Genomic DNA, 12,347 nt, shown 5'->3' with positions numbered 1-12,347 from the left:
TACAGCAATGTGTTTGGTAATTAAGTAAGTCAGCGTTTATAAAGTGTGGTTGTTCTGCTAAATAGGCACTAACGCAGCATAAATCCCAAACCTATGCAGCCCTTAGGGTTAGTTAAGGGCGAGTTTCAATCCACACACGGCAACCCTCTAACACTAAGGAAGCTTTATGGATAATTACGGCACTATTTTATTAGTTGAAGATGACACCTCTTTAGCCCAATGGGTTGCAGAGTACTTAACCGAGCAAGGCTATACCACCCATGTTTGCCATCGCGGCGATGAAGTAATAAGCCAGGTAAAAAACTTAAACCCTAACATAGTCCTGCTCGACATTATGTTGCCAGGCCAAGACGGTGTAAGTGTGTGCAGAGAGCTACGTAGCTTTTACACCGCGCCCATTATTATGCTAACCGCCCGCGATGATGAAATGGATGAAGTAATTGGTTTAGAAGTAGGTGCGAGTGATTACATCATGAAACCTGTGTGCCCTCGCGCATTACTTGCCCGTATAAAAGCAGCACTGCGCCTTACTAGCGAACCGACTAAAGTAACCATTAACGAGAGTGTGATTACTGTAGGCGCACTCAGTATTGATACTCAATCACGCAGTGTAACGCTTAATAATCAAGATATGGCTATTTCTAGTGCTGAGTACCTCCTACTGCACTATTTAGCCAGTAATGCAGGCCAAGTAGTCTCGCGTGATGCTGTGTTTAAAGCAACCAAAGGCCGTGAATACGATGGGCTTGATAGAAGTGTTGATGTACTAATATCTGCGCTGCGCAAAAAGTTTCATGATGACCCGCAAAACCCAGAAAAAATTAAAACTATTTGGGGGCGTGGTTATTTACTTGTTGCCACTGCGTGGGAATAGTAACCGTGGTGGTTTAAATGAAAAAATTTTACATTTCACTACTCGGTAGTGCGCTGCTTTCTATTGTTGTATTGGGCTGGCTAATCGATGCATTTAGCCAACAAACTCAAACACCGCATGATGAATTTAGCCTTCAAAGCCAAATGATCAACGGCTTTAGTAAACATTTGAGTAGTGTAGCGACCTCAGAGCGCGCAGCTTATGTAAAGCAATTGGCAAACGACTTTAATGTAAAGCTTGATTACAAAAATAATGAATCCCTAGCCCTGCCGCCGTCATTAATACTACAAATGCATACCCAAAGCGGTCTTATTTTAGAAGACCAGCAAGGTTTTTATATGCTCTACAGTAGCGAAGTATTGTCGCCTTATCATCTTTCCATGCGCCTAGATAAAGGCTTTGAAACAGATCAGCGCAACGATATTATTTTAACTTTGTTGTTTTATGCTGGACTCTGCATTTTTATGGGCTTTATTATTGCCCCACTAGCTAAACGCTTAACAGCATTAAACGATGCGGCTAAAAAGTTTGCCGCAGGTGATGTACAAGCGAGAATAAAGGTCTCTCACTTTACCTACATAAGAGATGTTGAGCTTACATTTAACCGCATGGCTAGCCAAATAGAAAAGCTCGTGGCGGAAAACAAATTAATGGCATCGAGCTTATCGCACGATATTAGAACCCCTATCGCATGTTTACGCTTTGGCTTAGATGCTGCGCTCGACAGCGCAGACATGCCTAAAGTTAAGCAATACCTTGTGCGTATGGAAAACGATCTTGATCATATGGAATCAATGCTTAAAAGCTATTTAGCCTTTGCAACCCTTGAGCAAAATGCCAACCAGCTCACCTACTCGCAAACTAATTTATCGCACTATCTTGAGGATTTACTTACACAGCTTTCGCCTAAAATTGAAACCAGCCAACTTAAAATACAACTAAACAGTAGTGACGATATGGTTTTTGCTGACTTACATTGGCTTGCTCGGGCTATTAGTAATTTAATTGGCAATGCCTGCGACTTTGCAAAAGACACTATTTATGTCAGTGCAAAGCGCGATGAGCATTATTTATATATTACAGTTGAAGATGATGGCCCAGGCATCGCACCAGAGAACTTTAATAACGTTTTTAGCCCGTTTTTTAGAGAAGAAAGCCACCGTAACCGTGCTGATAAAAGTTATGGCTTAGGGTTAGCCATTGTTGCAAAAGTGGCAGATTGGCATCACGGCAGTGTAAGCGTTAGTAAAAGTGCGCGGCTTCAAGGGGCGTGTTTTACCCTTAAAATTGGCCAGCATCACGATTCGTAAAATATTATTTACACAACTGTAATTAACATTTATTACACAAAATCAACTCCTTATTCTAAACCTGTTGATAACATTAATTAAATGCATCGCATGATAGACACACCAGACGATAATTATTGTCATAATTGGGCAAATAAGTACTTTTTATTTATTTGCAATTCCAGTAGATTGTCAGCGCCGTCAAAAAATAGAGAAGTACAACAATATGAGCGCAGTTAGAGGTGAGTTTAGCTCTCGCTTTGGATTTATAATGGCCGCCGCAGGCTCTGCAGTAGGTTTAGGTAATATTTGGGGTTTTCCTACCCAAACAGCAAGCAATGGTGGTGCCGCTTTTTTAGTCGCTTATTTGGTACTCGCGTTCTTTTTAGCATACCCCGCACTTATGGCTGAGCTTATAATTGGCCGCCACGGACAAGCTAATGCGGTGTCTTCTTTAACAAAAATAACATCACACGCGTGGCAAAAGCGTTTTGCTTTTATCGTTGGTTTTGGCGGGATTTTATGTGCGGGCTTTATTTTAAGTTTTTATGCCATTGTGGCAGGCTGGATGCTCAGCACAACAATTGAACCTATCACTACATTAGCTGGTGCAAATCAAGCTTCAACGTGGTTAAGTGAGCAGTCACTTTCACGAAACATCATTTTTACAGTGATATTTATTATACTCACCGTGGTTATTATTAGTCGTGGCGTAGAAAACGGCATAGAAAAATGGTCTAAGCGTCTGATGCCTGCGCTTTTAGGTATTTTATTTGCCCTAATTGCCTACGTTATGACCCAAGAAGGTGCTATGCAAGGGCTTAAAGCCTATTTAGTGCCTGATTTTTCATCTATATTTGATGCAAATTTACTCGTAAGTGCACTCGGTCAAGCGTTTTTCTCTTTGTCATTAGGCACCAGCGTGATGATTATTTATGGCTCTTACATAAGTAAAAAAGAAAACCTAGTCACGCTAGGCGCATATGTAACATTAATAGATGTGTTTATCGCGTTTGTAGCGGGCCTTTTAATTATACCAGCCATGTATGTCGCACAAGCTCAAGGCGTAGAAATTTTTTCATCTACAGGCAAACTTCTCTCTGAAGACACACTGGTGTTTCAAGTGCTACCAGCATTGTTTGATGGTATGGGCTCTGTGGGTTTATTTATAGGTTTTGCATTTTTTGCCTTAATGAGTATAGCCGCACTTACCTCCTCTATTTCAATGTTAGAGGCGCCGGTATCCTATACTGTGGAGCGCTTTGCAATGAGCCGCCTGCAGGCAACATGGCTAATTGGCGCGCTAATAAGCGCAGTGAGCATTACCATAGTATGTAACTTAGGAAGCTTATTTGGTTTAGTGATCACCCTAACAACTAAAGTTGCTCAGCCTTTACTTGGCTTGATGTGTTGTATTTTTGTTGGCTGGATTTGGTACCGTGGCTCACTACTAAAAGCAATACAGCAAGGTAACCCTGAGGTTCATAACACACTATTTTGGAAAGTATGGCCTGTATACACTAAGTTTGTGTGCCCTATAGCTATTGGTGCTGTGTTTTTACATTCGGTGTTAAGTTAAAACGTTATTTTTAACTAACCCGAGTTGAGGTTAAGTACTAAATTAAGTAAAGCCCACGCGTTAAGTGGGCTTTTTAATAGCTTAAATTTACTCGTAATAAATTAGCTTAGAGTATTTAACACCATATCTTGATGAGGGATGCCATCTTCTAGGTATTGCTCCCCTACTTCTGTAAAGCCAAAAGAGCGATAAAATGCTAATAAATAGGTTTGTGCGCCTATATAAATATGACGCTGTGGCCACTGCTTTTTACAACATGCTATGGCCGCATTTACAAGCTCAGTAGCCCGCCCTTTACCTCGCTCACTTTTACAAACCAATACACGGCCTATTGCACTGTACTGCTCGTTTTTTTCATAGCAGCGGGCATAAGCTAATAAACTATTATCTGCAATTGCATATAAATGCTGAGTACTAGGGTTAATGTCTACTTCATCAAGCTCAGGGTAAGGACACGTTTGCTCTACTACAAATACATCAACACGGCCGCGCATTATCGTAAATAAAGTACGCGTATCAAGCGCATCAAAATGCGCACATTTAAACGACATATAAAATCCTAAAATAAAAAACCCAGCCTAAGCTGGGTTTAGTTAAACTACGCATCACTTAGGCAAACAAACGCTCTAATTGGTCGCACAACTGCGATAAATTCACATGGTCGTGCTCTATGGTTAAATCAACATAACCATCGCCTCTAAATGCTCTATCCAGCTCAATTAAAACATGCGTTTTGTGTGCTTCTGGTACAAACGATAATTCAATCTCTTGAATACCAAATAAGCTGCGGCTATTAGGCTTGTATTCTAACTCTTGATAACACCCCGATACCGACTGAAAAGTAGGCGCACGTAAATGGCCTTTTTCAACATCAGCTTTTAATAAACTAAACCCTAATTTATCCATTGCTTGCATACAGGTTTTAACAGCTTCGTTAGGGTAAATATGCAAATGGTCTTTATCTGTAGGGTCTAGTGCTAAATCAATATCAAGGCCTGTTTCAATCCATACATGTGATTGGTTGTAGCCGGCATTAATTTCAGTAATTGGCGTTTCTGGATGAAGGCGCGCTTCAAATGGAATACTTTTAACTTCACCTGGCTCAACAGTGCCTATATCGGTTATACGCCACTGATCAATTACGTGATTAGTAAAGTACTCACCTTCTTCGCCATCAACTTTAACGCGAGTCATTAAAAACAAATCAAGGCCAGCAATTTCTTGAGCCACATCGCCTGCAGTTATAACGATATTAGCGTTAAAAAGTTGCCCTGGCTGAAGATGCTCAGTTTCTAAAATTGTATCTACTTTTGCAGCGCCAATACCTACCGACGCTAAAATCTTTTTAAACATATCTATCTCCTTAAGCTGAGCGGCTCAGTTTGTTGCTCAAGCTTAAACTCCTTCGTTAAAGCATCTTAACCATATTTAAAAGCCAATGTCAGTGAAAAAATGTTATTTACATGCTATTTACGATTAAATACGTGTTTAATGTGCATTTTTTATACGTAGCTGGGCAAGCAATTGATTAAACGCGCTCATTTTTAGGGCTATTTTTATTTTCAATGGTATAAAATTTTCGCTACACTGCAATCCCAAATGAAGTGATATTAAGAATTATGGAACTAATCTATTTTGCCGCCGCGTTTGTTTGTGGCTTTGGTGTTTATCAATTAAAACTTCCTCCCCTTATTGGCTTTTTACTTGCCGGTTTTGCATTAAATTTATCTGGCTATAAAAGCACCGAACTACTCGATACCATTGCGGCACTGGGTGTAACACTTCTTTTATTTAGTATTGGCTTAAAACTTAAAGTAAACAGCTTAATCAAGCCCCAAGTATGGGCACCCGCTACCCTACACATTATTTTTAGCAGTGCATTATTTAGTGGCTTTATGTTACTGCTAGGTATTTTTGCTGTGCCTATGTTTATTGATTTAAGCTGGCAAAGTGCTTTATTAGTTGGGTTTGCGCTAAGCTTTTCAAGCACTGTATTTGCGGTAAAAGTACTTGAAGAGCGCGGTGAAATGGCAAGCCTACACGGAAAAATAGCCATTGGCATTTTAGTTATGCAGGATATTTTTGCGGTTATATTTTTAGCCATTAGCACTGGCAAAGTACCTAATATGTGGGCTCTTGCTTTAATTATTGCACTCCCTTTAGTGCGCCCACTTATGTATGCAGTGCTTAACCGATCTAAACATGGTGAGCTATTGCCGTTATTTGGCTTTTTCTTTGCGTTGGTAGCCGGTTATAACGCTTTTGATTTTGCAGGTTTAAAGGGCGATTTAGGCGCGCTCATTATGGGGATGATGTTTGCGCCACATAAAAAGGCGGGAGAGCTTTCAAAGTCGCTGCTTAATTTAAAAGATATTTTGCTGGTCGGTTTTTTCTTAAGTATTGGTTTAAACGCAGAGCTTACAGCTAATTCATTAATTGTAGCGTTAATCCTTATATTTGTGCTGCCAGTTAAAACCTTACTTTATTATGTGTTTACGAATACCTTTAAGCTCAGAGCGCGCACCTCGTTACTCACTGCATTTAGCCTTGCTAATTTTAGTGAGTTTGGCCTTATTGTGTGTGCTGTGGCAGCCTCTACAGGCATGATCACCTCAGAGTGGCTGGCGGTAATGGCTATTGCGGTGTCTATTACCTTTGTTATTGCATCGCCTCTTAATAAACGCTCAAACGAGTTATACGTAAAAATTGAGCGCTGGCTATTAAAATTCGAAAGCAAAACCCGCTTAGCTGAAGAGCTACCCGTTAATCTAAACGACACTAAGATCGTTATATTTGGTATGGGACGCATAGGTACAGGTGCCTACGAAACAATAAATGCGACTCACCCTAATGTAGTGGCGGGCATTGATATAAAACCAGAGGTGGTAGAAAAGCATATTAAACGCAATAGAAAGGTACTCCTTGCCGATGCCACCGACCCTGACTTTTGGCAGCGCGTTAACCACTCTCATGTTGAAATGGTCATGTTAGCTATGCCAAAGCATATGCAAAATATTTTTGCACTAGAGCAATTACAAGCCTCAGGCTATAACGGCCAAGTAACAGCTATCGCCAATTACCCAGATCAACAAAAAGAGCTTGAACAAATGGGCGTAAACTCGACCTATAACTTTTATTTAGAAGCAGGAAGTGGTTTTGCCGAGCACGTAAAGCAAGAGCTATTCGAAAAATAGCACTTTTACACTAAACAATAAAAACAACCAAGTGAAAACGCCTTATTTTTAATAAGGCTTTTTTATTAGTTTTAGTTTAAAAACTCATTTTATTTACATTCCTTTACATTACTTCTCTCTATCTGTAAAAAAAACAGATAAACTACCGATGTTGTTTAAATAAACGTCTTCGCACCTATGTCGCATAATTAGACTCCAGCTAATTAATGCAAGGTAAGTATTTATTTATCAACACAAATTTATTCAATCAGAGGGCCTACTCCCTCGTTCAATAGGCTGTTTCTTGCCCGTCACAGCCTATTTTATTTCTGTTTACTTGCCCGCTTACCCAGCCGCTATTTAATGCGTTTATTATTAATAAGCAGTAGTATTACTATTATACGTTTTATCAATTACTGACTTATTATGGATACAGCCGAACTCAAGCTCGCTATTAATACAATTATGCCCTTTGGAAAATACGCAGGCAGACCTCTGCTGCTTTTGCCAGAGCCCTACCTAGTGTGGTTTAAACAGCAAGGGTTTCCAGAAAGTAAACTCGGGGCGCAGCTTGCAATGATGTACGAGGTTAAATTAAATGGGCTTGAGCAAATGCTGATGCCCCTACTTAAAAAAAATGAAAAATAATTGAGAACTTTTTCCACGTAGCCGGGTCTACTATTTTGCTACTTGTTGATTTTGGTTTTTAACCACAAAAAGCGCCTTAGGCGCTTTTTTTATGTCTGGCGTTTTTAGGTGAATTGCTTTTATACCAATCCGCATAATAAAGTGATCTATTTTGAGGATGGAAAAACGTGTGGATAGCTAAGCAAAAAATTCGCTATTTAGTTGTTCTCGGCAATTGCTCCTGCATTGCTCTACCTTCTGCATTTATGCACTCGTAAATGGGAGTTTTTTAACGTAGGTAGCGACACATTTGGCCCTACAAAATGATTAAGTATTATTGAGGATAGGTATTAGGTAAGGTAACTATAAACTTTGCCCCACCAAGCGATGAGTCAGTGATTGCATAGTGCCCTTTATGCCACGATACAATTTTTGCCACTATGGCTAAGCCTAAACCAAAGCCCCCTGTGCTTTTATCACGGCTTTTATCTAAACGAGTAAAAGGTTTAAATACGCTTTCTCTGTCGCTTTTTAAAATACCTTCTCCGTCATCTTCCACAATAAAGTAAATTGCATCACCCTGCGCTTTGAGTGTGACATCAACACGACTAACAGCGTACTTTAACGCATTGCCCACTAGGTTTTGCATTACACGCGCAATAAAGTGCGCATCACACTTGTACACTAAAGCCTGTGGTAACACCGCATTAAACTCTATGCCGCTTGCAAAATTTAGCTTATTAATGACTGATTGTGTTAAGGCAGCCAAATCAACGTCGCTTCTAGCTAAGCTTGGTTGCTGCGAATCAAGCCGAGCATATTCAAGCATTTCACACACAAGCGCTTCAAGTTCGCTTATATCTGCCTGCATATTAGTTAGGTAATGTTGCCCTTTTTCCGATTGCAGTGTTTCTTCTAACATGGCTATACCAAATTTTAATCGTGCAAGGGGCGTTCTAAATTCATGAGATACAGAGGAGGTCAGTTCTTGTTGCGCACTAAGAAGATGCTCTATGCGCTGCTGCATTACTTTTAGAGTATCAGTAACGGGTAAAAAAAACGATTTAGAAGGACTGCTTAAATTAAAGTCTTGCGAGCCATCTACCGCTTCGCACGCATGGCTTAATTTAGAAAAATCACGCCATAGTAAAAAGCTCCACAGCCCCACAGGTAACCCTACAATAGCCAGTAACATTAAATACGGGATAACAGAGCTTTCAGGTGCTTTTATAACGCCTACAGGACCAATTTGAAGTAGCTTGTTATCACCAAGCTCAACATACCACACTATGCGCTGTTTTTTATCATACAGGTACAGGTAATGATTTTTATCTAATGAGGCTTGCTGCTTAAGGGGTAAAATAAGATCTTTGCGGGCAATAACTTGGCTTTCAAAGCTGTGTTTTAGCTTATCTAGTCCATCATCGGTTTGCGATAATAACCAAAGTGCTTGGCCAAACTCATCATCTAACAGCACTTGCTGCTGCGTCTCTTCGTAAGGCCAAATTTGTTCTATAACACCACTAACAATAAATAAAGAAACAATGATATAAACATATAAACTTATAAATAGTTTGCCCATTATTCCTTATTTACCTTCATATATTATTTTTCCCAGGCGTCTGATACAAACAAGTAACCTTGCCCCCACACGGTTTTTATACGGTAAGGTTTATCGCTGTTATCACCTAGCTTTTTACGAATTCGTGACACGCGTACATCAACGGTACGGTCAAGCCCATCGTATTGACGACCAATCATATGTTGATGAACATGTTCACGGCTTAGTACTTCGCCTGCATTTGAGGCAAGTAGCCATAGTAGCTCAAACTCATGGGATGTAAGTACTATTTCGTTTTCGTTTAATTTAACAATTCGGCTGGTTTTATCAATGACTAAATCACCAAATTGAATCTCTTCTGCGGCCTTAACCACGGGTTGTCCGCGACGCAGTAATGCATTTACACGCGCCAGTAAAACACGCGGTTCTGCAGGTTTTACCACATAATCATCTGCGCCAAGCTCTAAGCCAATCACCTGATCAAAGTTTTCACCTTTTGCAGTAAGCATTAAAATTGGCAACGAGAACTTATCACGTACTTGTCGACATACGCTAAAGCCATCTTTACCTGGCAGCATAATATCTAAAATCATTAAATCAGCAGCGTTATTCTCAAGATAACTAAATACTTCATCACCACGGCTTAATACGTCTACTTCTAAGCCATTATGTTCAAGATAATCTTTTGTTAGTTGTTGTAAACCTAGGTCATCTTCAACAAGTAAAATTTTTGGCATGAGTTGCTCCTAAATTAAAAATAGCTCCATGGAGAGCGAAGCCTGCGCCTACTTTTTTTAGCATCAGCACTTTGCACTTCAACGTGTGTTTTAGCAATTAACACACCGGTATGAGGATTGATTAAGGAGTATATGGTCTCTACCTGAACACGCGCTTTATACTCAAACACACCAACAGCCTGCTGTTGCCAGCATTTAATCAGTTTGTTTTGTTGGTACAGGCATGCATCGCTTGGCGATGGTTGCTGCCAATTAAACTTTAAATCAAGATCGCAAAACGCTTGCTGCTCAGAAACAACACACACTTTGGGAGAGACCTTTAAAGACGCATTTTGCGCTACAACGGGAGGGCTAAACAGAAAAACTGTAAGCACAATCAACATTAAATACTTCATATTAAAAAGTATGATCGAATCCTATAAAAGCAGTCATTGAATAGTTACGTTCAAAAAGCGGACTGCCATCCATAGCTGAATAGTCGTAATATGCTACATGAAAACGAAGACTGTTAGCCTCACTCAATGGCCAACTGGCGTCGATTTTAGCATAAGGTTGCCAGCTACTACCAACGTCAATTTTACCTAATGAGGTTTCGTGTGCTTTTAAACCATAATAGTAGCTGTTTAATTCAGCTGATTTATAGTTAACCCCAAGCGTTGGTTTTAACTTTAAACGCCCTACTTCACTGTGGTACTGCCATTGTATAGCGCCTCGAGTACCGTTATAAACATTACTTATATCGTGTAATAACTGTATCGATAGCACATGGTTTTGCTGCACATAATGATAGCTTCCTCCAGCATCTAGGGCTAAATGGCGATTATCAATATTATCGATATTTATTTTTTTAGGCTGGGGATTATTTTGCGCTAATGCAGAAGCACCTGTGGTTGCTGGTAAAACAAAGAGGTCATTAGGGTGCCAATCAATAAAAAAGCGTGACTCTGCGTTCAGTTCTGAAACGATATTAAAATGATGCTTTTGATTTTCTTTAAGTGTGAAGCCAAGGCGACCATTATCGAAAAACCAACGCTCGCCATAAAAAGCAATGCGTGGGATCACAGGGAGCGGGACGTTTTTTCCGCCATGCAGAGGGTTGGTAATAACACCCGCGCCGACACTTAGATTTACATGCCACTTCTTAACAGTAATATGTTGCTGCGCATACTCTTGTTCGTTGTAGGCCTGCGAAGCTGTGCTAGGCACGCAAGCAAGACACACCACAAAGCAAAAAATGTAAATAAAAGTATTGAGCCGCATTAACCTAATCTAAATGAGTAAAATAAGTAAGTGACCCATACTAGCAAGGTAAGCACAAATGTGCGCCACCTGGTCACAATCATTCACAATTTTTATACATGCGTATCACATTTAAATATCAGGGGCTATTTCAATACGGTTGCGACCATGTGTTTTAGCTATATATAAAGCACGGTCGGCGCGCTCAATAAGTACCGAACCTTTCGTGAATGGACGTAAAATAGCGAGCCCAAAACTTGCAGAAATTGCACGTTTAGAATTTACATCGTCTTTTTTACGGATAGTTAATGAGGCAATATCTAAACGAATTTTATCAGCAAACACCATAATCTCGTTGATGCTGTCAAAATACCCGGTAATACAAAACTCCTCACCACCATAGCGGTAAACATTCAGGCTATCGGAAATATTTTGCGAAACTTTTTTGGCTACTAATTTAAGTACTTCATCGCCTTTTTGATGACCAAAATCGTCGTTAAAACGTTTAAAGTGATCAATATCAAACATGATTAGTACCGCCAATACGCTCTCGTCAGCTTGCTCTGAATAGGTTTGACAAAACTGCTGAATATCATCATCAAACTTTCTTCTATTAAAAAAGCCTGTCAGGGGATCTGTATCTGCTGCTTCTTGAGAAAGGTTAAGTGCTTCTTTTAAATCTTTAATTTCGTTATAGGCTACCGCAAGCTTAGTTTGAAATTCTCGCGCATAGTCTTGCATAGCCACTGACTCGTCAGTTAAGCGTTCAACACAACCGAGTATTTCGTTAAACGAATTTACATTAGCTAAACTTGCTAACTCATTTTGAGAATCTACCAACGACGTGGTAAAGCTTTTAGAATGATCGAGGGTAACGCTTATATCATGCTGTACTTGCTCCATAGTGCCATGGAAGCGATCTGCCATTTCTTGAAAAAACACTAAGTCATCTTCGCTCAAATGCTTATCAAAAATTTCTTTTGCTTTATTTTGAGTACATGTTTGTTGCTCAGCAATGACGTGATCAAGCTCAGCATTTAATGCTGGTTTACTGCCTTGCACATAGCAATACCAAATAGCGTAATTGATAGGCGTTACCGGCATTCGGTATTTTACCATCAGAGGAATTGCTTTTTTTAAACATTGAGCAGAATGAGCGAGCGATACAGCATGATCCATAATTATTATAAACTCTCGTGCGTCATTATTTTTTATTATTAAGCTTTCATGTTAAGTAATAGTAAACTCATACGCAACTGTTAATCATA

At 39.8% G+C, this 12,347-nt stretch carries 12 protein-coding genes; 5 read left to right on the top strand and 7 right to left on the bottom strand.

The window, feature by feature from the left end:
- Window positions 1–166 precede the first annotated feature (166 nt).
- The 3 genes from VOI46_RS04815 to VOI46_RS04805 all read left to right on the top strand — a co-directional run bounded on the left by VOI46_RS04815 (window position 167) and on the right by VOI46_RS04805 (window position 3,742).
- On the top strand, window positions 167–874 hold the full coding sequence (locus tag VOI46_RS04815; RefSeq protein WP_004587351.1) for a response regulator transcription factor: 708 nt from the start codon (window positions 167–169) through the stop codon (window positions 872–874).
- Between the two features lie 17 nt (window positions 875–891).
- Complete coding sequence (locus tag VOI46_RS04810) at window positions 892–2,184, top strand: HAMP domain-containing sensor histidine kinase (RefSeq protein ID WP_004587352.1); 1,293 nt, start codon at window positions 892–894, stop codon at window positions 2,182–2,184.
- A gap of 205 nt (window positions 2,185–2,389) precedes the next feature.
- Entirely contained in the window at window positions 2,390–3,742 is a 1,353-nt protein-coding gene (locus VOI46_RS04805) for a sodium-dependent transporter (RefSeq protein ID WP_004587353.1), read from the top strand.
- A gap of 101 nt (window positions 3,743–3,843) precedes the next feature.
- On the opposite strand, the gene VOI46_RS04800 is transcribed toward VOI46_RS04805, so the two are convergent.
- Complete coding sequence (locus tag VOI46_RS04800) at window positions 3,844–4,293, bottom strand: GNAT family N-acetyltransferase (protein WP_004587354.1); 450 nt, start codon at window positions 4,291–4,293, stop codon at window positions 3,844–3,846.
- Window positions 4,294–4,351: 58 nt separating this feature from the next.
- The gene (locus VOI46_RS04795) at window positions 4,352–5,095 is read right to left on the bottom strand and encodes a sporulation protein (protein ID WP_004587355.1); all 744 of its coding nucleotides are present in this window, start codon (window positions 5,093–5,095) and stop codon (window positions 4,352–4,354) included.
- Window positions 5,096–5,361: 266 nt separating this feature from the next.
- Between VOI46_RS04795 and VOI46_RS04790 the strand changes: the two genes are divergently transcribed.
- Window positions 5,362–6,936, top strand: a complete 1,575-nt coding sequence (locus VOI46_RS04790; RefSeq protein ID WP_004587356.1) for a cation:proton antiporter family protein — start codon at window positions 5,362–5,364, stop codon at window positions 6,934–6,936.
- Between the two features lie 405 nt (window positions 6,937–7,341).
- Window positions 7,342–7,563, top strand: coding sequence for a DUF3820 family protein (locus tag VOI46_RS04785; protein ID WP_004587357.1), 222 nt, complete (start codon window positions 7,342–7,344; stop codon window positions 7,561–7,563).
- Between the two features lie 313 nt (window positions 7,564–7,876).
- Here VOI46_RS04785 and VOI46_RS04780 read toward each other — a convergent pair whose 3' ends face one another.
- The 5 genes from VOI46_RS04780 to VOI46_RS04760 form a co-directional block, all read right to left on the bottom strand.
- On the bottom strand, window positions 7,877–9,124 hold the full coding sequence (locus VOI46_RS04780) for an ATP-binding protein (protein ID WP_004587358.1): 1,248 nt from the start codon (window positions 9,122–9,124) through the stop codon (window positions 7,877–7,879).
- Window positions 9,125–9,147: 23 nt separating this feature from the next.
- Window positions 9,148–9,840 carry a response regulator transcription factor gene (locus VOI46_RS04775; protein ID WP_004587359.1) on the bottom strand — a complete coding sequence of 231 codons (693 nt, stop codon included), beginning with the start codon at window positions 9,838–9,840 and terminating at the stop codon, window positions 9,148–9,150.
- Window positions 9,841–9,854: 14 nt separating this feature from the next.
- A complete protein-coding gene (locus VOI46_RS04770; protein ID WP_039972222.1) occupies window positions 9,855–10,223 on the bottom strand; it encodes a DUF3019 domain-containing protein in 369 nt (122 codons plus the stop codon).
- 13 nt (window positions 10,224–10,236) lie between these two features.
- Entirely contained in the window at window positions 10,237–11,100 is an 864-nt protein-coding gene (locus tag VOI46_RS04765; protein ID WP_039972218.1) for a MipA/OmpV family protein, read from the bottom strand.
- A 111-nt stretch (window positions 11,101–11,211) separates the two neighbouring features.
- Window positions 11,212–12,258, bottom strand: coding sequence for a GGDEF domain-containing protein (locus tag VOI46_RS04760; protein WP_004587362.1), 1,047 nt, complete (start codon window positions 12,256–12,258; stop codon window positions 11,212–11,214).
- Window positions 12,259–12,347 lie beyond the last annotated feature (89 nt).

The sequence above is a fragment of the Pseudoalteromonas sp. CuT4-3 genome, from assembly GCF_035666335.1.
GTDB classification, from domain to species: domain Bacteria; phylum Pseudomonadota; class Gammaproteobacteria; order Enterobacterales; family Alteromonadaceae; genus Pseudoalteromonas; species Pseudoalteromonas atlantica.
Note: the sequence above shows the minus strand (reverse complement) of the source record. Positions and strands in the feature narration are given on the sequence as shown.